The organism is Erythrobacter sp. K21-9 (assembly GCF_055808355.1).
The window spans coordinates 116,352-136,725 of the sequence record NZ_CM147866.1 but is presented as its reverse complement, the minus strand read 5'-3'; the positions used below and the strand labels follow the sequence as shown (position 1 = coordinate 136,725).

Annotated in this window: 20 protein-coding genes and 2 pseudogenes; 16 read left to right on the top strand and 6 right to left on the bottom strand. The window is 63.4% G+C overall.

Features of this window, described 5'->3' with window-relative positions:
• Positions 1-34: 34 nt before the first annotated feature.
• Both AC0L39_RS00755 and AC0L39_RS00750 read left to right on the top strand, forming a co-directional pair.
• Positions 35-1,007 (top strand): annotated as a pseudogene (locus AC0L39_RS00755) (agmatine deiminase family protein).
• Positions 1,008-1,049: 42 nt separating this feature from the next.
• On the top strand, positions 1,050-1,184 hold the full coding sequence (locus tag AC0L39_RS00750) for a hypothetical protein (RefSeq protein ID WP_473259926.1): 135 nt from the start codon (positions 1,050-1,052) through the stop codon (positions 1,182-1,184).
• Here AC0L39_RS00750 and AC0L39_RS00745 read toward each other — a convergent pair.
• Entirely contained in the window at positions 1,181-1,891 is a 711-nt protein-coding gene (locus AC0L39_RS00745; protein WP_473259925.1) for a sulfite exporter TauE/SafE family protein, read from the bottom strand. The two genes, AC0L39_RS00750 and AC0L39_RS00745, sit on opposite strands and share 4 nt — an antisense overlap.
• 39 nt (positions 1,892-1,930) lie before the next feature.
• Complete coding sequence (gene thrS / locus AC0L39_RS00740; protein WP_473259923.1) at positions 1,931-3,946, bottom strand: threonine--tRNA ligase; 2,016 nt, start codon at positions 3,944-3,946, stop codon at positions 1,931-1,933.
• 380 nt (positions 3,947-4,326) lie between these two features.
• On the opposite strand from thrS, the gene AC0L39_RS00735 reads away from it, so the two are divergent.
• Genes AC0L39_RS00735 through AC0L39_RS00720 form a run of 4 tightly spaced genes read left to right on the top strand, consistent with a single transcriptional unit; the run spans position 4,327 to position 5,889 of the window.
• Positions 4,327-4,503 (top strand): hypothetical protein, encoded by a 177-nt coding sequence (locus tag AC0L39_RS00735; protein WP_473259921.1) that lies wholly within the window; start codon positions 4,327-4,329, stop codon positions 4,501-4,503.
• Positions 4,500-5,111, top strand: a complete 612-nt coding sequence (locus AC0L39_RS00730; RefSeq protein WP_473259919.1) for a hypothetical protein — start codon at positions 4,500-4,502, stop codon at positions 5,109-5,111. The genes AC0L39_RS00735 and AC0L39_RS00730 overlap by 4 nt, the downstream gene beginning before the upstream one ends.
• Positions 5,108-5,701: a hypothetical protein gene (locus AC0L39_RS00725; RefSeq protein ID WP_473259917.1), complete on the top strand. Its 594-nt coding sequence runs from the start codon at positions 5,108-5,110 to the stop codon at positions 5,699-5,701. The genes AC0L39_RS00730 and AC0L39_RS00725 overlap by 4 nt, the downstream gene beginning before the upstream one ends.
• The gene (locus AC0L39_RS00720) at positions 5,698-5,889 is read left to right on the top strand and encodes a helix-turn-helix transcriptional regulator (protein WP_473259916.1); all 192 of its coding nucleotides are present in this window, start codon (positions 5,698-5,700) and stop codon (positions 5,887-5,889) included. Before AC0L39_RS00725 ends, AC0L39_RS00720 begins: the two co-directional genes overlap by 4 nt.
• A gap of 70 nt (positions 5,890-5,959) precedes the next feature.
• Here AC0L39_RS00720 and AC0L39_RS00715 read toward each other — a convergent pair whose 3' ends face one another.
• Genes AC0L39_RS00715 through AC0L39_RS00705 form a run of 3 tightly spaced genes read right to left on the bottom strand, consistent with a single transcriptional unit; the run spans position 5,960 to position 7,979 of the window.
• Entirely contained in the window at positions 5,960-6,286 is a 327-nt protein-coding gene (locus AC0L39_RS00715; RefSeq protein ID WP_473259914.1) for a hypothetical protein, read from the bottom strand.
• Positions 6,287-6,337: 51 nt separating this feature from the next.
• Positions 6,338-7,624: an alkaline phosphatase D family protein gene (locus AC0L39_RS00710; protein WP_473259912.1), complete on the bottom strand. Its 1,287-nt coding sequence runs from the start codon at positions 7,622-7,624 to the stop codon at positions 6,338-6,340.
• 37 nt (positions 7,625-7,661) lie between these two features.
• Entirely contained in the window at positions 7,662-7,979 is a 318-nt protein-coding gene (locus tag AC0L39_RS00705) for a PhoD-like phosphatase N-terminal domain-containing protein (protein ID WP_473259910.1), read from the bottom strand.
• A 105-nt stretch (positions 7,980-8,084) separates the two neighbouring features.
• Between AC0L39_RS00705 and AC0L39_RS00700 the strand changes: the two genes are divergently transcribed.
• The 8 genes from AC0L39_RS00700 to AC0L39_RS00665 all read left to right on the top strand — a co-directional run bounded on the left by AC0L39_RS00700 (position 8,085) and on the right by AC0L39_RS00665 (position 16,952).
• Positions 8,085-8,816 (top strand): alpha/beta hydrolase, encoded by a 732-nt coding sequence (locus AC0L39_RS00700; protein ID WP_473259908.1) that lies wholly within the window; start codon positions 8,085-8,087, stop codon positions 8,814-8,816.
• A 14-nt stretch (positions 8,817-8,830) separates the two neighbouring features.
• Positions 8,831-9,448 (top strand): hypothetical protein, encoded by a 618-nt coding sequence (locus tag AC0L39_RS00695; protein WP_473259906.1) that lies wholly within the window; start codon positions 8,831-8,833, stop codon positions 9,446-9,448.
• Positions 9,366-9,686: a tetratricopeptide repeat protein gene (locus AC0L39_RS00690; protein ID WP_473259904.1), complete on the top strand. Its 321-nt coding sequence runs from the start codon at positions 9,366-9,368 to the stop codon at positions 9,684-9,686. The genes AC0L39_RS00695 and AC0L39_RS00690 overlap by 83 nt, the downstream gene beginning before the upstream one ends.
• Positions 9,683-10,678 (top strand): LLM class flavin-dependent oxidoreductase, encoded by a 996-nt coding sequence (locus AC0L39_RS00685; protein ID WP_473259902.1) that lies wholly within the window; start codon positions 9,683-9,685, stop codon positions 10,676-10,678. Before AC0L39_RS00690 ends, AC0L39_RS00685 begins: the two co-directional genes overlap by 4 nt.
• Positions 10,679-10,926: 248 nt before the next feature.
• Entirely contained in the window at positions 10,927-11,127 is a 201-nt protein-coding gene (locus tag AC0L39_RS00680; protein WP_473259900.1) for a hypothetical protein, read from the top strand.
• Positions 11,078-14,341 carry an NAD-glutamate dehydrogenase domain-containing protein gene (locus AC0L39_RS00675; RefSeq protein WP_473259898.1) on the top strand — a complete coding sequence of 1,088 codons (3,264 nt, stop codon included), beginning with the start codon at positions 11,078-11,080 and terminating at the stop codon, positions 14,339-14,341. The genes AC0L39_RS00680 and AC0L39_RS00675 overlap by 50 nt, the downstream gene beginning before the upstream one ends.
• Positions 14,271-15,650 carry an NAD-glutamate dehydrogenase domain-containing protein gene (locus AC0L39_RS00670; RefSeq protein WP_473259897.1) on the top strand — a complete coding sequence of 460 codons (1,380 nt, stop codon included), beginning with the start codon at positions 14,271-14,273 and terminating at the stop codon, positions 15,648-15,650. Before AC0L39_RS00675 ends, AC0L39_RS00670 begins: the two co-directional genes overlap by 71 nt.
• Before the next feature lie 51 nt (positions 15,651-15,701).
• A complete protein-coding gene (locus AC0L39_RS00665; protein ID WP_473259895.1) occupies positions 15,702-16,952 on the top strand; it encodes an NAD(P)/FAD-dependent oxidoreductase in 1,251 nt (416 codons plus the stop codon).
• Here the strand turns inward: AC0L39_RS00665 and queG are convergent.
• Positions 16,936-17,997 carry a tRNA epoxyqueuosine(34) reductase QueG gene (gene queG, locus AC0L39_RS00660; RefSeq protein ID WP_473259894.1) on the bottom strand — a complete coding sequence of 354 codons (1,062 nt, stop codon included), beginning with the start codon at positions 17,995-17,997 and terminating at the stop codon, positions 16,936-16,938. The genes AC0L39_RS00665 and queG overlap by 17 nt on opposite strands.
• Before the next feature lie 70 nt (positions 17,998-18,067).
• Between queG and AC0L39_RS00655 the strand changes: the two are divergent.
• Both AC0L39_RS00655 and AC0L39_RS00650 read left to right on the top strand, forming a co-directional pair.
• Positions 18,068-19,043, top strand: a pseudogene (locus AC0L39_RS00655) (ABC transporter ATP-binding protein).
• Complete coding sequence (locus tag AC0L39_RS00650) at positions 19,040-20,344, top strand: ABC transporter permease (RefSeq protein ID WP_473259892.1); 1,305 nt, start codon at positions 19,040-19,042, stop codon at positions 20,342-20,344. The pseudogene AC0L39_RS00655 and the gene AC0L39_RS00650 overlap by 4 nt, the downstream one beginning before the upstream one ends.
• Positions 20,345-20,374 lie beyond the last annotated feature (30 nt).

Sequence of the window (20,374 nt, the reverse complement as noted above, 5' to 3'; positions counted from 1 at the left end):
GACGACTGTGAGCCGGTCCGTGGCCAATATCCTGATGCCTCCCGAATGGGCGCCGCAGGACTGGCTGTGGATCGGCTTTCCGCATCTGGCCGAGGAATGGCCCGGCTATCTCGAGCGCGCGCAGAAGCAGATCGCGGCCTTTGCGAACGCCGTGGCAGAGAGCGGTCAGGACGTGCGGCTGCTGGTGCACGGCGATGCCAATGCAGCAAGCGCGCGCGCATTGGTGAGCGACACCGTCACTCTCGATCAGCGCGTTTACGGCGATATCTGGCTGCGCGACACCGGGCCGTTGGTGGTCGAGGCAGACGGTACGGCGTGCTGCGCGGCGCTTTGACTTCAATGGCTGGGGCGGGAAGTACGAGATGCCCGGAGACGAAACGATCGGCGCGGAGCTGGCCCGAGACGCGTCCCTGCCACTTGAGATATCGCCGATGATCCTAGAAGGCGGCGCGGTGGACGGCGATGGTACCGGCCTCGCCGCGACGACAGAGCAGTGCCTGCTCAACCCCAATCGCAATCCGCAAATGAACCGCAAGGCCATCGAGGCCGAGCTGCATCGAACGCTCGGCTTTGACCGGGTGCTGTGGCTGGGCGACGGACTGATTAACGACCACACAGACGGCCATGTCGATAACCTCGCGCGCTTTGTCGGGCCGAACCGTCTGGCCGTGCCTGAGGCGACGGGGGCCAGCGATCCCAACGCAGAAATCTACGCCGATGCAGCGCGTCGGGCTGCGGAATTTGGAGTCAATGTCGTGCGCATCCCTTCGCCGGGGCTGGTGGAGCGAGACGGCCAGATCGAGCCTGCCAGCTATGTGAACTTCGCTGTCACTTCCGATCTAGTCGCCGTGCCGACCTTCGGCGCGCGACATGATGCCGACGGTGTGGCCGCTCTCGCCGAGCTCTTTCCGGATCGCGAATGCGTGGGCCTCCCCGCCGATGCCGTGCTAGCCGGGGGAGGCGGCTTCCACTGTGCTAGCCAGCAAATGCCTTCCGCGCGCGACTAAAGATTAACGCCTCGTTAGGATTTGGCCGCGAGAATGGCGCATATGAGCAAAGCCATCGCCCTTTCCAGAAGCACATTCGAGTGCGCGCGGGAACGCAGTGCCGACCTTGCGCGCAGCGTGATTGTGCTTGGCTGCGGAGCGGCGCTGATCCTTGCTGGCCAGCCGCTGCCACTTTAAACGAGCTTCGCCAGCGCGCCGATGGCCGCGCCTCCAAGAACGACGACCGTTGCGACCTGCCACTGCGCAGCCGTGACACGCCCGAACGCCTTGTGACCGAACCAGTCGCCAATCAGCACAAACGGCAGTAGCGCGCCTGCCAGTGCCGCCTCGCGCCATGATCCCACGCCGAGCGCGATGAACAGGAGCGCCGAAAGCGGGGTCATTACGAGGAACACCGCCATCATCGAAGCGCGCGCGCTTGCCGGGCTCAGCCTTCCCCGAAGATAAAACGGTGCCATCCCCGGTCCCGGCATCCCGGCAAATCCGCCGAAGAAACCGGTCGCCAGGCCTGAAATCGCCAAAGCGGGCCGGCGCGGCATGGTCACCTTGCCAAGCGGCACGACCACCAGCACGAACGCGCCAAGCGATACCAGCGCGATCAGCAACCGTGCCCAATCAGGCGGAAGGACGCTCAATGCCCATAGTCCCAGCGGCATGCATGCAAGCGCGATGAGGATAATCGGCACTGCAGAGCCGTCGGCATCGCGCCTGATCCTGCCGATATCGGTCAGGCCGACAAGGAACAGCGCCGCCAGCCCGACCAGCACCGCAGCAGATGGTTCGATCGCCAGCTGCAAGACCGGCACCAGCACGACCGACAGACCGAACCCGGCAAGCCCTCGCACGAAACCGGCGGCAAAAGCGGTGAGCGCTGCGACAATCACCGCTTCGATCGCGAAGCCAAAGATAGCGCGCCGCCCCGTCTAGCTGCGAAGGTCGGGCGGAGTTGCCGCCTCGCTCAGCGCGGCGACCGCTTCATCGAGCGAGAGGATCCTCTGATCCTTCTCGCCAAGCGTGCGCATCGTGACCTTGCCGTCCTCGGCCTCGCGCTTGCCCACCACAAGGATGTGCGGGACCTTGGCGAGCGAATGCTCGCGGACCTTGTAGTTGATCTTTTCGTTGCGCAGGTCGCTCTTCACGCGGAGCCCGGCGGAAGCCAGCTTTGCCTCGACCTGCTGCGCGTACTCATCAATGTCGGACACGATCGGCGCAACCACTGCCTGCACCGGCGAAAGCCAGACGGGCAGGCGGCCTGCATAGTGCTCGATCAGAATGCCGATGAAGCGCTCGTATGAACCGAAGATCGCGCGGTGCAGCATGACCGGGCGATGCTTGTCACCGTCCTCGCCGATATAGGTCGCATCGAGCCGGTCGGGTAGTACGCGGTCCGACTGGATCGTGCCAACCTGCCAGGTCCGCCCGATCGCATCGGTCAGGTGCCATTCGAGCTTGGGCGCATAGAACGCCCCTTCGCCCGGCAGTTCTTCCCAGCCGTAATCCTCGTTATCCATGCCCGCTTCGGCCACAGCATCGCGCAGTTCCTGCTCGGCCTTGTCCCAATCGGTGTCGGAGCCAAACCGCTTTTCGGGCCGCGTGGCGAGCTTCACGTGGTAGGTGAAGCCGAAATCACGGTAGACCTCGTCGGCGAGCTTGCAGAACTTGCGCACTTCTTCGACCACCTGGTCTTCGGTGCAGAAGATATGCGCATCGTCCTGCGTGAACTGCCGCACGCGCATCAGGCCGTGGAGCGCGCCGTGCGGTTCGTTGCGGTGGCAGCAGCCCATTTCGCCGAGCCGAACAGGCAAGTCGCGGTAGGACGTGATGCCCTGCTTGAATACCAGCACATGGGCCGGGCAGTTCATCGGCTTGATCGCCATCCAGTCGGCATCCGCCTCGACCGAAGGCTTTGCCGCACCGTCACCCGCCTCGTCCACTTCGGGTACCATGTCGGGCACGGCAAACATGTTCTCGGCATATTTGCCCCAGTGACCCGATTGCTCCCACTGACGCACATCCATCAGCTGCGGCGTCTTGATCTCGCGGTAGCCTCCGCCATCCATCTTGCGGCGCATATACGCCTCCAGCTCGCGCCAGATGCGGTAGCCTTTCGGATGCCAGAAGACGCTGCCATGAGCCACGTCTGACAGGTGGAACAAGTCCATTTCGCGCCCGAGCTTGCGGTGGTCGCGCTTGGCGGCTTCTTCCAGCCGGTGGAGGTGCGCATTGAGCTGCTTCTTGTTGAGCCAGCCCGTGCCGTAAATGCGCGTGAGCTGCGCGTTCTTCTGGTCGCCGCGCCAATAGGCCCCGGCCACCCGCATCAGCTTGAACGCCTGTGGATCGAGTTTTCCGGTCGAGGGCAAATGCGGGCCGCGGCACATGTCGAGCCAATCGTCGCCCGACCAATACACGGTCAGCTCTTCATTTTCAGGCAGCTCTTTGGCCCACTCGGCCTTGAAGCTCTCGCCTTCGGATTGCCATTTCTCGATCAGCTGCTCGCGCGTCCACGCCTCACGGCGCAGCGGTTTGTCCGCCTTGATGATTTCGCGCATCTTCTCCTCGATATCGGGGAGATCGTCCATGCTGAACGGTTCGCGGTCCGCCGGCGCCATGACATCGTAATAGAACCCGTCATCGGTGGCCGGGCCGAACGTGATCTGCGTGCCGGGATAGAGCGCCTGCACCGCTTCGGCGAGGACATGCGCGTAATCGTGCCGCGCCAGCTCGAGCGCGTCTTCCTCGTCCTTCGACGTGATCAATGCGAGTTCGCTGTCGCCCTCGAACGGGCGGCCCAGATCGCGCACTTCACCGTTGACGCGCGCGGCAAGCGCTGCCTTGGCCAGGCCCGGCCCGATTGCCGCAGCGACATCGCCCGGTGTGCTGCCTGGCTCCATTTCGCGCACGGAGCCATCGGGCAGGCTGATTTTGAGCAGTTCGGTCATTCGTCTCGTCCGTCTCGTTTGCCGGCGCCGATCATATGCGGCGCTCATTCGGGAGGCGCACTGCCACAAGCGGGCGCGCACCGGAAGTGCGGTGTTGGGTATTGCCGATTTCGGGAGGCCACCGCGCCGCCCGGAACCGGGCGGCGTGCGCTGCGATCAATCCGCCACCACCCGCCCCCGGAAATCCGAGGTGGTAGTTGCGGTTGTCGTGGTCAGCAGCTTGGCCATGAGCAGGGATATAGGCGCGGCACGCTGCAATGTCATTACTTGCCATCCCCGCGCTCAAACGGAAAGCACCCGCTCCACTTTGGAAAGTTTGCTTGACAATATGCCGACTCGATGACAAGTATCCTTTCCATATTTGAAAGGGAGCTTTACCAATGACGATTCGTAACAAAGCGTTGCTATGGGCGGCGATCATCATCTCGGTGGCGCTGATTATCGCGGTGCTAGGCCTCAGCACGGGCGCTTCGTTCGGAGTGGTGAGCGGCTTGTCAGGCGCGGCATGGGCCACACTCGCGACCGGCAACACATGCACCTCGGGATGCCTGCAATGACGACCGCACAGCAAACCCGCAAACCGGTAATTTTCTGGTTTGCGCTGTTCGCGCTCGGAGCCATCGTCATGCCGCTCGCAGTCACGCTGTCCGGCCTTGAGAACCGCACGATTGCGGCCCTCCTGATTGCCAGCCCGCTGCTGCTGATGATCAAGGCCGCGCTCAATGCGATGCACAATGATCGCCATACAAAAGGCGGGCGGGGTGAGCCGCATGCGCGTTATGTCAAGCGCATGCTGGTCATCACCGGATGCTACATCGCCTCGCTGATAGCCGCGCTCACATTCATTGCGCAGGGCGACCCGTTGACCCTGGTGACGATCGTTCTCGCAGTGCTGCCCGGCCTTGCGGTGGCGGCGTATTTCTGGGCCATCGCGCGGCTCATGATCGAGATGGAAGACGAGTTTCTCAAGATGCTGATCGTCCGCCAGTCGCTCGTCGCGACCGGCTTTGCAATGGCGGCGGCATCGATCTACGGCTTCCTCGAAAATTTCGGACTGGTGCCGCATGTCGACGCCTTCTGGTGGCCGATCGTCTGGTTCGCCGGACTGGGCGTCGGCGCAATAGCCAACAAAATGCAATTCGGGACCGCGGGAGAAGCGATGTGACCGAGACTTCCTCACCTTCGGGCAGAACCTGCCTGATCGCCGCCATATCTTCGGTGGTCAGCGCGCTGATGGTGCTGTTCCTCTGGAAATCGGACGCAATCGGGATCACCACCGCCTATATCCTCTCGATCGTTCCGACCGCGCTCATGGTTTTTGCCTTCGTTCGCTCGCTCGGACAGACCGAAGGCAAGGCGAGCCACCGTTACCTCACCCGAATGGCGCTGGTCATGGCGTTTTACCTGCTCACGCTGTTCCTGGCTGAAAACATGATCGAGGAGCGCGGCGTGACCGGGCCTCTGGCCGCCTTTCTCGCCTTACTGCCGGGCCTATCCTTCGCCGGAGTGGTGTGGATTTTCGGCGGCCTCATTATCGAGGAGCAGGATGAGTTCTACCGAATGCTCTATGTCCGGCAGGGGCTGATCGCGACGGCAATCTCCTTCACGCTGGCTGCGGTCTGGGGTTTCCTCGAGACCTATAACATCGTGGAGCCGGTTGCCGCGTTCTGGTGGCCGACAATCTGGTGCTTTGGTCTCGGCATTGGAGCCATTTTCAACAAGATCAAATACGGCACCTACGGGGAAATCCGGTGAACAACCGCCTGAAAGTGCTGCGCGCGGAGCGTGACTGGAGCCAGCAGGACCTTGCCAATCGGCTCGGGGTCAGTCGGCAGAGCGTCAACGCGATCGAGAAAGAGCGTTATGACCCCTCGCTTCCGCTGGCCTTTACAATTTCCGAGGTGTTTGGCCTCGCAATCGAGGACATTTTCAGCCGCGATTGAACCGGGTCCGCATACAAAAAGAGAGCCGGCGCGCTGGCGCCGGCTCTCTCTTGCGTCTGATGGTCTGAGATCAGGCTGGGGCGGGCTGCGGAATGCTTGCCACTGGCGCTGCTTCGGTGCCCGATTCGGGCAGGCTCTTTTCGCCTTTGTCTCCGAAGAATTTCTTCGCGGCATAGCCGCCGACACCCAGCGCGATCATCGCAGGGATGCTCAAGCGGCTGAGGATGAACGGTGCGGCTGCACCGATCATTGCACCGGTGGTTCCACCGATCCCTTTGGTCTGTTGAGCGAGTTTGCCGCCTACTGCGGCTCCAATAATTTTACCAAGCATTTCAATCTCCTTTGTTGCTTTACCAACGGGAGAAGCGCGCCAAGGTTCCGACAACTCGGCTTGCATAGCGCCTCGCTTGGTCGCGGTGGCCGTCTGGGAGCTGCTCTGATTGCGCTATCAAACGGTCAGCGTATTCGACCCGGCATCACAGGAAATCCGCTTTGTTCCGGCCAGCCGTGTCGATCGCGTCTTGATCGTGTCTACAAAGCGAAATTCGGTTGTTGCCCGCTCCGCAGTGAGCTCGACCGCCATGTAGCCGCGCTGCGAGGTATCAGCCCATTTGAGCTGATCGTTCGCGTCAATTGCAGTGCGGGCAAAGTCTTCGGGCGGGATCGCACGGAGCGAGTTTTCAAGGCCCGGAGACGTGACACCCGGCACGCCGAATTCAACGCCTGCCCCTGCGCCTTCGTGGTCGAGCTCGAATGCCCAGCCATTATGCGTATCCCCCGCCAGCACGAAAAGGTTGGCGTCCGCGTCCATCGCCGAAGCGAGCGCGCGAGCGCGCGCTGCCGGGTATCCATCCCACGCGTCCATGTTGGCAGGCAGGCCGGTCTGGCTCGCGAGTGCCGCTGCAATCAGGCTGCTGCGGACGAATTCGGGCATGTCTTCGCTGATCGCGCTTATGATGCTGGGCGGGGTCTTGAGGTTGCCCATCAGCACCTGCTGGACAAGCACTTGCCATGTCGCGCCGCGCGCCGAAGACGCTGCAAGCTGACTGGCAAGCCATTGCTCTTGCGCTTGTCCGAGCAATTGCCGGTCAGGGTCAGCCCAATCGCCATCGCGAAAATTGACCAGCGCTGCCGCCGCCCCGTCGGCGTCTTTGGCGCCGCCGAGAATACTGGCGAGGCTGAATTGCTCCTCGCGTCCCTCCAGCCGCGTGTCGAGCCGCAGCAGGGTTGCCAGATCGCCAATATCATAGGCCGAATAGGGCTCACCGGAAACAGGCATCCATTCGCGGTAGACCCGCTTGGCCGCTGCCTTGCGAACTTCCCAATCGCCCTCCGTCTCCGGCTGATGATTTTGCGCACCGCTTTCCCAGCTGTCGTTCGCGCTTTCGTGATCGTCCCACACCGCGATCATCGGGAGCACCTGATGCAGGCGCTTGAGGTCCGGATCGGCGCGGTAGGTCGCATAGCGCAGGCGGTAATCGGTCAGCGCGACGATCTCGGTATCGGGTTGTAGAGTGCGCATCGGGTGGGCCTGATCCGGCGAAGGATAGGTGCCTGCGCCGTATTCGTAGATGTAATCGCCCAGGTGGACGGCGAGGTCGCAATCATTGGCCTGCGCTGCATGGCCATACGCGTTGAACCAGCCGAAACCGAAATTCGAGCAGGAAAACACCGCCAGCGTGAACTTGGCTGTCGGCCCTTCGGGCAAGGTGCGGGTCCGGCCGGTGTCGGACATCGTGCCGCCCGGTGCGATAAAGCGGAAGAAGTACCAGCTATCGGGCTTCAGCCCATTTGCGATCGCCTTTGCGCACCAGTCGCGGTACGGGTGACGCCACGGCGCTGCCTTCGGATATGACCCGGCTGAAATCGCTGGTTTCGGAAACCTGCCATTCCAGCCTGGTTTCAGCTTCGGCGACATAGCGCGTCCAGAGCAGGACATTGTCCGCATGCGGCTCGCCGCTTGCGACCGAGTGGGTGAAACCGCTGCCGAAACTGCGCGCGGCCAGCGGGGCGGCGGCAAGGGCTGCCGATGCACCGGCGAGGCCGAACAGGCTCCGGCGCGAAAGATCGGCGGTCTGGCGGGCAGGCATTTCGTACCGGGTCGTTCTTGATCATGGGCGGACTTTACGCCGGATGTGCGGCGAAGCAATGACAAGACTTGCCTCCGGCGTGATCGGGCGGGCAAGGTGGCGCCCATGTTCGACATCAAGTTTCACGAAATGCCCGGCGGCGACCGAATCGCCTATCGTTTCATCAAGGGCAACGGCCCCGCGCTCGTCTTCCTCCCCGGCTACATGTCCGACATGGCGGGCGGCAAGGCGACGGCGCTGTTCGATGAAGCCCGCGCGAAAGGGCGCGCGTGCCTGCTGCTCGATTATTCGGGATGCGGCGAAAGCGCGGGCGAGTTTGCCGACGGGACGCTGTCGAAATGGCGCGAGGAAGCGCTGGTCCTGATTGATCAAAATATCTCAGGACCAGTCCTGCTCGCCGGATCGTCGATGGGCGGGTGGCTCATGCTGCTCGTCGCCGAGAGCCTCGGCGCGCGTCTGGCCGGGATGATCGGCATAGCGGCTGCGCCCGATTTTACCCGCTGGGGCTATTCGAGCGATCAGCGCGCAAGGCTGGCCGCCGGGGAGATCATTTACGAAGACAATCCCTATGGCCCGGAGCCGACCCCGACGCATCCCGGTTTTTTCAAGGATGCCGAGCAACACATGAAGCTTGAAAGCGGCGCCGATATTCGCTGCCCGGTGCGCCTCCTGCACGGCCAGCGCGACAGCGATGTTCCGTGGGAGACGAGCCTCAGACTTGCCGAGGCCCTGCGTTCGGATGCGGTACAGGTGACGCTGGTAAAGGACGGCGATCACCGGCTCTCGCGGGACAGCGATATCGCGCTGCTCAAACGCCTGGTCGCCAGCTTTTACTGACGGAACCCGCATACGTGTCCATCTTCCTTGCCCTTATGCTCCAGGTCGGCCTCGACCCGAATGCCACCGACCCTCTCGATGCGTCGGATAACCTGATGAACCGCCCGCCGCGCGGCAACGTGATAACCGCGCCCGATAATCCGACGAGCGCATGGCTGCAGGATTGCCTCGACCAACTGGCCGAAGATCCCGCACGCGCGCATTCGAAGGCGCAGATCAGGCGGACCGAAGTGAGCGGCACAGACCGGATTATCGCCAATCATTGCCTTGGCCTCGCAGCGACCGAACTGGGCCTGTGGGACGATGCAAAGGCGGCATTTCTCGCTGCGCGTGACGAGACACCAGCCGATGAACTTCGCACACGCGCACGCTTTGGGTTGATGGCGGGCAATGCTGCACATGGCGGCGACGATGCGGAGGGCGCCTTGCTGCTGCTGGCGGCTGCGCAGAGGGATGCGCGAAACGCCGCATCGGCGACGCTGGAGGCCCTGGCCGCATTGGACACAGCGCGCGTATTGGTCGCGCTTGGACGAGCCGCACGATGCGTTCGTGCCGTTATCGCGGGCAACACTCCTCGAACCGGAGAAAGCGGAAGGCTGGCTGCTGACCGCGACCCTTTACCGGCGGCTTGAACGGTTTGGCGATGCGCAGGAAGCCATCGAACAAGCCGCGCAGCTCGCCCCGCTGGAGGCCGATATCGGTCTGGAGGCAGGCGTGATCGCGGTCCTTTCCGGGCGCGAGGATGCAGCGCGTCAAAGCTGGCAATCGGTCATCGCCATGCAGCCTGACAGTCTCGCGGCACAAACGGCAAAGGAATATCTCGAGCAACTGGGAGCGGCACCCAAAGAAAGTGAAACAGGCGATCCATGACGCAATTCTCTGTCCTCGACCTCGTCCCAGTGCGCGAAGGCGGAAGCCTGAGCGAAGCGTTCGAAGCCAGCGCGGCGCTTGCAAAGGCCGCGGAAGCTGCGGGATGCAAGAGGTTCTGGGTGGCCGAGCATCACGCCATGGACGGGATCGCAGGAGGTGCGACATCGGTCGTGCTCGCGCATATCGGCAATGCAACCAGCACGATCCGGATCGGATCGGGCGGGATCATGCTTCCCAATCATACGCCCTTCCAGATTGCCGAGCAATTCGGCGCGCTCGATGCGCTGTTTCCCGACCGCGTCGACCTTGGGCTGGGCCGTGCACCCGGTGCGGGCCCGGAATTGCAGCGCGCATTGCGCAAGGACCTGCATCAGGCTGCCGAATACTTCCCACAGGACGTGATCGAACTGCGCGCCCTGCTCACTGGCGATGTCGAGCTGCCGATTGCCGCGACACCGGGCCTCGGCGCGAAGGTCGAGCTCTGGATGCTCGGGTCGAGCCTGTTCGGGGCACAGCTGGCGGCAAAACTCGGCATGCCCTACGCGTTCGCGGCGCATTTTGCCCCCGATCACCTCGACGCCGCGCTTGAGCTATACCGCCGCGATTTCCAGCCATCGGATGCGCTTGACCGTCCCTATGTGAGCGTCGCCATGAACGTGTTCGCAGCAGACAGCGAGGACGCGGCGCAAACGCTCGCATCGAGCCAGCAGCAAAGCTTTGTTGCGCTCCGGTCAGGTAATCCTGGCAAACTGCCACCCCCGATCAAGGACTACACCCGGACCTTGCCCGCTCCGCACCGCGCAATGCTCGATCACGTCGGGCAGGCGTCGGCGGTCGGCATGCCCGCGCAAGTGCGCGAGACCATCGAGGCATTCGTCAAGCGTACGGGTGCCGACGAGATCATCCTGTGCGGATCGACCTACGATCCCGTAGCCCGGATCCGCTCGCTGAACTTGACGCTGGACGCATTGGGTGCGGGGGTAACAGCGTAGCGTTTCGTTCGGCGAGCGGACCCGGGACGTGGGCACCAAAGGCGGCGGAATTGCCCTCAGGAGGGGGCCGGAGCATTCGCCACACCTAACTTATAGATCGCCGACACCGATTGCGGGCGCAGCTTGAATAAAAATTCGCGCAGGCGCAGAGCGGCGGCCACGATGGTGCTTGCGCAGCCACGGCAAAAGCGGGTATCGGAAACACGATAAGAATAGACCGGCATAATAATATTACCCGGAGCAGGAAAATGGTGACCAAGCCCAAGCGCAAGTCTCCGACGGCGTCTTCTGGCGATCAGGCGTTGCACAAGGCGCTGAAAAAGCACCTTGAGGCGGCAGTCCTGCCGAGCGACGATGCGCTGAGCGGGCGCCAGCTCGACGAGACCACCGACTTCCTGCTTGCGTGCCGCCGCCTCGCGCCAACCGGCTCGCTCCGCGCTCAAGCTTGAATCCGCAACCGGAGAGCGTCGCCGCCTGCGGATTGCCATCATCAATGATGACATGCCGTTCCTGGTCGATTCGATCGCGGCGACCATCGCAGCGCAAGGGCTGAGCATCGACCGGCTGGTCCACCCGGTTATCGGAGTGGAGCGCGGCGAAGATGGCGAGCTGCTCAAATTTACCGGCGCAAAGGCGAAAGGCGCATCGAGCGAATCGCTAATCTATATCGAAACGCCGCGGGTCGACGCACGCCAGCGCCGCGAACTGGTCAGCCAATTGCGCGTCACGCTCGGCGATGTGAGAGCGTCTGTGAGCGATTGGGGCAAGCTGCAAAAGGCCAATCAGGCCGATGCCGACAGAATTCGCGCCGCCGATGAAGAAGCGGCGGCGCTGCTCGAATGGCTCAACACCGGGATGCTGACGCAGCTCGGGCACATCACGCTCCACCGCGACGGCAGCGAAACCGATATCCTCGGCATCTGCCGCAAGAGCGCGCGCCAATTGCTGGCCGAGACATCCTATGACCGCGCGTTCGATTGGTTCGACAGCCCGGACAGCGATGGCAAGTCGCGCGAGCTGCTCATCATCAAATCGAACCGGCTTTCGACCGTTCACCGGCGCGTGCCGCTCGACCTGTTTGTCGTCCCCTTGCGCGGCAAGAGGGGTAAGGTGACCGCGCTTTCGATCCATGCAGGCGTCTGGACCAGTGCCGCGCTCGCATCCCCGCCCAGCGCGGTCCCGGTGCTGCGCGCCGCGCTTCAGTCGCTCAACGAGGGCCTTGGCTTCGATCCGTCCGGACATGCGGGCAAGGCGCTGGTCCACGCCTTCACAGCGCTGCCGCACGACGTCCTCATCGCCTTTACCGAAGCCGATATCCGGACGCTCGCCACCGCCATGATGAGCCTCGTCGACAGGCCACGCCCGCGGCTGGTCATGGTGCAATCGCCACTGGGCCGGCACATCTTCGCGTTCGTGTGGCTTCCGCGCGACATGCTTTCAACCGATGTCAGGCTCCAGATCCAGAGCCTGCTCAGCATGGCTCCGGGGACGGAAGTGCTCGACTGGACGCTCGAGGTCGAAGGCGGCGCGCTGGCGATGCTCCAATACCTGCTCGACATTCGCAGCGCCGAGGCCCTGCCCGATGGCGAAGCGATCGAAGCGCAGCTCGAAGATATGCTGCGCGGATGGAGCAATGCGGTCGAGATGCGCCTTGCCGAGATCGATGATGCCTCGCGCTCACCCGCGATCGCCTCGAAATATGCCGGCGCCTTTCCGCCGATGTTTCGCACGATCTACGGTCCTGCCGAAGCGGCGGTCGACATCGTGCGCCTGCGCGCGCTGGCAGGGAGAGGCAGCGGCGAGGACTTGCCCCGCGATGCCCGGCTCTACCGCCTGCCTACCGATCCGCCCGGAAGCCTGCGCCTGAAAGTCTATCATATCGGCGGCGAACTGGCGTTATCCGATGCCGTCCCCGCGCTTGAGAATTTCGGGTTTCGGGTCATCGGCGAAACTGCCACCCGGCTCGAAGGCGGAGCCCTGGGCACAGTCCACGATTTCACCCTGCGCCTGCTCCCCGGCGATGATGCCGATGCAATCCTCGGCCGCGCTTCGGCCATTGAGGCGGCAATTGCCGAAGTCCTGAACGGTTTTGCCGAAGACGACGCCGTCAATCGCCTTGTTGTCGGGACAGCCCTGGCCGCGCGTGACACCGGCTGGCTGCGGGCGATCTACCGCTATCTGCGCCAGACCGGAATGAGCTTCACGATCTACACGGTTGTCGATGCGCTCGGCAGGGCGCCGGGTGTGACGCGCGCCATGATCGACCTGTTTGCCGCCCGGCACGACCCCGAATTCGGCGGCAAGCGCGATGAAGCTATCGCTGCGGCAACTTCCGCTTTTACACGCGGCCTTGCCAAGGTTTCGGCGATCAATGACGACCGCTTGCTGCGCCTTTACCGCGCCGTGATCGATGCGGTCCTACGCACCAATGCCTTTGCCCCCGCAGCCGCCGAAGCGCTGGCATTCAAGATCGATTCCAGCCTTGTCCCGAACCTGCCCAAGCCGGTGCCGTGGCGCGAGATTTTCGTCTATTCGCGGCGGGTCGAGGGGATCCACCTGCGCTCGGGCGCAATCGCACGCGGCGGGCTTCGCTGGTCCGACCGGCGCGACGATTTCCGCACCGAAATTCTCGGCCTGATGAAAGCCCAGCGGGTCAAGAACGCCGTGATCGTCCCGACCGGGGCGAAAGGCGGGTTCTATCCCAAGCAGCTTCCCTCACCCGCAATCGACCGCGAAGGATGGGCGGCGGAAGGCCAGGCGAGCTACGAGGTATTCATCCGCACGCTGCTGTCGGTCACCGACAACATCGTCGACGGCAAAGTCGTGCATCCCGAGAAAGTTGCGATCCACGACGGTGAAGACCCCTATTTCGTGGTTGCCGCGGACAAGGGCACCGCGCGTTTCTCCGACGTCGCGAATGCGATTGCGGAAAGCCGCGATTTCTGGCTCGACGATGCCTTCGCCAGCGGCGGCTCGAACGGTTACGATCACAAGGCGATGGGCATAACCGCGCGCGGCGCATGGGTGTCGGTCCAGCGCCACTTCCTCGAAATGGGCATCGACGTCCAGAAAGACAGCGTGCGCGTCGCCGGTTGCGGCGACATGTCGGGCGACGTGTTCGGCAACGGGATGCTGCTGTCCAAGGCAATTCAGCTGGTCGCCGCCTTCGATCACCGCCACATCTTCATCGATCCCGGCCCCGATCCGGCAGCCAGCTGGAAAGAGCGCAAGCGGCTTTACGATTTGCCGCGTTCGAGCTGGGAGGATTACGATACCGACCTTATCTCGCGCGGCGGCGGCGTCTATTCACGCGACCTCAAACGCATCAAGCTGTCCAAGAAGGCGCGCGACATGCTGGGCATCGAGGACAAGGAAATCGAGCCCGATGCGCTGGTAAGCGCCATCCTCAAGGCCGAGCTCGACTTGATCTGGTTTGGCGGGATCGGCACCTACATCAAGGCCGAGGCCGAAAACCATGTCGCGGTCGGCGACCCCGCCAACGATGCGCTGCGCGTGGACGCGCGCGACGTGCAGGCCAAGGTAATCGGTGAGGGCGCCAATCTCGGCATCACGCAGGCCGGACGCATCGCCTTTGCGCTGGCTGGGGGGCGGATCAACACCGACTTCATCGACAATTCGTACCGGCGTCGATTGCTCGGATAACGAGGTCAATATCAAGATCGCGCTCGCCGCCGCGATCCGCGAGGGCAAGCTGACCGAGAAGAAGCGCAATGCTCTGCTCGCCAGGATGACTGACGAGGTTGGCGAGATCGTGCTGGAGGACAACCGCTTGCAAGCGCTCGCGCTGTCGGTTGCCGAAGCGGGCGGCGCGGACGTGACCGCTTCGTATGTGCGATTGATCGAGCAGCTTGAGGACACGGGCGATCTCGACCGGCGCACCGAGGGGCTGGCCGATGGCGAAGCCCTTACCCGCCGCGCCGCTGATGGGTACGGACTGACCCGGCCCGAACTGGCGGTGCTGCTGTCCTCGGCCAAGCTGGTCCTGCAGGACGCAATCGAAGCCAGCGGCTTGCCCGATGATCCCATCCTCGAGGATTCGCTGATCGAGCTGTTTCCGCAGCCGATGCGGATCACCTATACCGACCAGATCCGCGGGCACCGCCTGCGCCGCGAACTGATCGCGACCGACCTGTCCAACCGGATCGTCAACCGGATCGGCCTCGTCCACGCATTCGAGCTCGCGGAGGAAGAAGGCGTGGGGCTGTCCGACGTGGCGGCTGCCTTCGTCGTGGTTGAGCGGTTGTTCGGCCTGCAAGAATTGTGGGACGACCTCGATGCGTCGAAGATGGATGAAGGCGCGCGCCTTGCCCTGTTCGACCGGTTGGCGGCCGCTGTTGGCAACCTCATGTCGGACGTTCTGCGCACCGCGGCTGGCCAGGTGCAGGCCGGTGAAATGATCGCAAATCTGATGGACGGCGTCTCTGTCCTCACCAGCGCGCGCGAAACCTTGCTTTCGGCCGAAACGCGCGAGCGGTCGGAGCAGCTGCGCGGCCACTTCGTCTCACTCGGCGCGCCCGAGGCGCTTGCTATGCGGGTCGCGAACCTGTTCGATTTCGACGGATCGGTCGGTCTCGCCCACCTCGCGCGCGCAACCGGGATCGATCCCGAAAAACTCACTCTTGCCTTTACCGACATCGGCGAGCGTATCGGGCTGGACTGGGCGCAGGGGACGGCGGCGCACATGTCGCCTTCGGATATCTGGGAGCGGCTGCTCGTCGATGGATTGGCGCGCGATTTCCAGCATATGCGGCTAGAATTCCTCAAGCGGCTTATGCGCCGCAAATCGGGGAAAGACGATCCTCAAGGCACGATCGCGGAGTGGGCAGAACGCAACGATGCGGCGGTCGAGCAATTCCGCCGCATGGTTGGCCGCGCCCAGGAACGCCCGCCCGTCGCCCCCGCCGTGCTCGCGCAAATCGCGAGCCAGGCGCGCAACCTGCTCGAGCGCTGAGGTCGCTGATCCGGCTTGACGCGGAGCGATTTTGACGCGACCCACCGGCGCATGGACCGAGAGGGAAGCAAGCGAAGCAGCGCCGATGTCGTAATTGTCGGCACCGGCCACGGCGGCGCGCAGGCGGCAATCGCGCTGCGCCAGCAGGGGCACGAGGGATCGATCCTGATGATCGGACGCGACAGCGCGCCCCCCTACGAGCGCCCGCCACTGTCCAAGGAGTACCTTGCAGGCGAAAAAGGGTTCGAGCGGATCATGATCCGGCCCGAGAAATTCTGGGCGGACAAGAATATCGACCTGCGCCTTGGCAGCGGCGTCGTCGAAATTGACCCGGTGGCGCATACGCTTACGCTCTCGGACGACAGCACCATCGGTTACCGCAAGCTGATCTGGTCCGGCGGCGGCGATCCGCGCCGGCTCGGCTTCACCGGCGCAAACCAGAAAGGCGTGTTCTACGTCCGCGACAAGCGCGATGCCGACGCGATGATGGCTGCACTCGAAGCCGGATCGAAGCGCGCCGTGGTTATCGGCGGCGGCTATATCGGGCTCGAAGCGGCGGCGGTCCTGCGCAAGCTCGGCAGCGAAGTTACTTTGGTGGAAATGTTGGACCGGGTGCTCGCCCGCGTCGCCGGGGAGGACCTTTCACGTTTCTATGAAGAAGAGCACCGGCGCCAAGGCGTCGATGTACGCCTGTCGACGGGGGTGGAAGAAATCCTCGGAGACGATGGCAAAGTCACCGGCGCGCTGCTCGATAACGGGGAAACTGTCGACTGCGACATGGTGGTCGTCGGCATCGGTATCGTGCCTGCGGTCGCCCCGCTGATCGCTGCGGGCGCCGCCGGATCGAACGGCGTCGATGTCGATTTCTGCTGCCGCACCACGCTCGATGATGTCTATGCCATCGGCGACTGCGCGGCGCACGCAAATCCCTATGCCGACAATGCGGTCATCCGGCTCGAATCCGTCCAGAATGCCCACGACATGGCAAATACGGTGGCCAAGGCGATCATGGGCGACAAGCAGGAATACAGTGCGTTGCCGTGGTTCTGGTCGAACCAGTATGACCTCAAGTTGCAAACCGCGGGGCTCAGCCTCGGTTACGACGAGACCGTGCTGCGCGGCGACCCGGCAAACCGCAAGTTCACGGTCGTGTATCTCCGGGAAGGTAAACCCATCGCGTTCGACTGTGTCGGGGCGATGAAGGATTATGTCCAGGGGCGCAAAATGCTCGAAGCGGGGACTGAAAGCGTCGACCGCGAGCTGCTGGCAGATCCCGATGTGCCAATCAAGGAACTGATCTGAGGCGCTCCGCCGCCCAGCCGGCGGCATCGGCGACAACCGGATCAGGATCGCCGCGCAGCGCCTCGCACTGATCGAGCAGTCCCCTGTCTTCGCTATTGCCCGCCGCATATAGGCAATTGCGCACGAACCTGTCCCGCCCGATCCGCTTGATCGGAGACCCTGAAAAGAACGTGCGAAAGCCGGGATCGTCCAGCGCGAGCAGCTCGCTCAACCGCGGCGCGACCAGCTCGGCACGCGGCAGGAATTCGCGCATGGCGCGCGCCTGATCGGCGAACTTGTTCCATGGACACACCGCGAGGCAATCGTCGCAGCCATAGATCCGGTTGCCCAGCGCAGTGCGAAGCTCCTCGGCAACCGGCCCCTTGTGCTCGATGGTGAGATAGGAAATGCAGCGCTGCGCATCGATCGTGTACGCAGATGGAAACGCATCGGTCGGGCACGCATCGAGGCAGGCGCGGCACGATCCGCACTGATCGCGCTGCGGCTCGCTCACATTCAGGTCCAGCGTCGTGTAGATCGCGCCGAGGAACAGCCAACTGCCATGCTGCGGGCTGACGAGATTGGTGTGCTTGCCCTGCCAGCCGATTCCGGCGGCCTCGCCCAGCGGCTTCTCCATGACCGGTGCGGTGTCCACGAACACCTTGACCTCTGCCTCCGGCTGCTCCGCCACCAGCCACCGGGCCAGCGCCTTGAGCTTTTTCTTGACGACGTCGTGATAATCCTTGCCCTGCGCATAGACCGATATCCGCGCTTGGCTGCGCGCATCTTCGAGCGCCATCGGATCACTTGCCGGGGCATAGCTCATGCCAAGCGCGATGACGCTGCGCGCCTCGGGCCACAATCCTTGCGGAGAGCGGCGGTGCTCCAGCCGCGTCTCCATCCATTCCATTGTGCCGTGATATCCCTCGCCCAGCCAAGTCTCGAGCCGCTCGGCGCGCATCGGGTCTTCGCCTGCGCTCGCCACACCGAACGCGGCAAAACCCAGCGCGCGCGCCTGCTCTCCAAGGCGTTCCACCAGGTTAAGCGTTGCTGCGCCGTTAACCACGCTTGGGGTTGCTCCCGTTCAGTTTCGCGCGTTAATCCCCGCGCTCATGCACATGCAAGTAGGCGAACACATGGCGGCGAGCAATGTCCCCGCTCCGACACTGGACGACCGGGCGCTGGCGATCGAGGCCCGCGGACTGGTCAAGAGCTTTGACGGCACGATGGCGGTCAAGGGCATTGACCTGTCCGTTCCCGAAGGCGCGATCTACGGAGTGCTCGGCCCCAATGGGGCGGGCAAGACGACCACCTTGCGCATGCTGCTCGGCATTATCGACCCTGACGAAGGGGTGCGCCGCGTGTTCGGGCATGACCGGCTCGCATGATATCGACCGGCTGATCGGCTATCTTCCCGAAGAGCGCGGCCTATACCCGGCAATGAAAGCAATCGAGGCGATTGCATTCATGGGCGCACTGCGCGGCCTGCCGCTTGCCGAAGGGCGTGAGCGCGGGCGCGAACTGCTCGAGCGCCATGATCTGGCTCACGCCGCTGAACGGCAGATCCGCCAATTGTCGAAAGGCATGGCGCAAACTGTCCAATTGCTCGGTACACTGGTCCACCGTCCCCGTCTGGTCGTGCTGGACGAGCCGTTTTCGGGCCTTGATGCGATCAACCAGGGCAAGCTTGAGCGGATGATCCGCGCGCTCGCCGATGATGGGGTGACGGTGATCTTCTCGACCCACGTCATCCACCATGCAGAGCGCCTGTGCGAAGGCGTCGCGATTATTGCAGGCGGCAAGGTCCCCTATGCCGGAAGCGTCGAGGTGGCGCGCGACCGTATCCCGGCGCAGGTGAGGCTGGAAACCCGTGCGCGCGAGGGCGCATGGACCGCAGCCCTGCCGGAAGACGCGCGGCGCGAGGGCGATTTCTTCTACTTCTCGCTTCCCGAAACCGGCGTCGAGCCGCTGCTCAAACAGCTGATCGAAGGCGATGCGGGCATTCTTTCGCTCTCGATCGAGCGCGCTGGATTGCACGATGCCTTCGTCGCGATCGCTGGCGAGGCTGCCGCGCGGCAGCTTGAAGCGGACCAGACGGGGGATTCGTCATGAGCGTTCACGATCAGACCGCCATCGATGCCCGCCCGCGTCTCTCCCGCCTTGAAGCGGCGTGGGTCATCGCCCGGCGTGATTTCATTGCCGTCCTGTTCAGCAGGGCCTTTCTGTTTTTCCTTGTCGGACCGCTTTTCCCGGTCCTTGTGGGCGGGCTTGCCGGGAGCATTGGCGGCCAGAATTCGCGCGCCGCTGTCAGCTCCGAAATCGGTCTTGCGATGAGCGCCGAGGACAACGCTGCGATTATCGCAGCCGCCGAAAACCTCAGGCCGCAATTGCGCGGAGGCCTGCCGACACTCGCGCCGGTTCCGGAAGCGGGCGGTCTTACGGATTTCGATGCACGAACCTATCTCGAAGAGCGCAAGGGCAATTACGCCGCGATCGTAGGCGGCAGTCTCTCCGCGCCCGAGATTATCGGAACGCAGGGCCAGATCGACCGCTGGAAAGGGCCGGTCGAACTGCTCGCGGGCACAGCCTTGGGCTCCTCGCCCAGCACTTTCCCGCAAAGCTCAAGCTCGGTGGTTGCATCCAGCGCTGCTTCGGAGCGGTCGCTGCGGGTGCGCACGGCGGGCGCTGCACAGATGATCCTGTTCCTGCTCACGATGCTGCTCGGCGGGATGGTCCTGTCGAACCTTGCCGAGGAAAAGGGCAACAAGATCATCGAAATCCTTGCCGCCGCCCTGCCGATGGATGCCGTTTTCATGGGCAAGCTGTTCGCGATGCTGGGCGTGAGTTTTGTCGGGCTCGCCGTATGGGGCGTTTTCGGCTGGGCGTTCTGGGCGGTTGCCGAGGACGCCATCGTCACCGTCACCCAGACCAATTACCGCGAGCTTCCGGGACCGGCTGTCGGCTGGCCGATGTTCATGGCGCTGGCCATAGCGTATTTCTCGATGGCGTATCTGCTGCTCGGATCATTGTTCCTGACCATCGGGGGCATGGCGAGCACGGTGCGCGAAGTGCAGACCATGTCGATGCCGGTCACGATGATGCAGCTGATGGTATTCTTCCTCGCTGCCTACACGATCACGATGCCCGGTTCTGGTCTCGAAACCTTTGCGATCCTGTTCCCGCTCTCGTCACCTTTTGCAATGCTGGCGCGCGCGGCGCTGGATGAGACCCTGTGGACGCACGCAGCCGCCTTGCTGTGGCAGGCTCTGGCGGTGGTTCTCCTGGTGAAAGGCGGGTCCATGTTGTTCCGCAAACGCGTGATGAAATCGGGCGGCGCCGGGCGCGACAAGAAAAAGCGTAGGCTTTTCAACCGCAGGGCTGCGCAAGAATCTTCCGCCGAACCTGCCGAATAAGTCGCAAATCGAAACTGACTATTGACACTT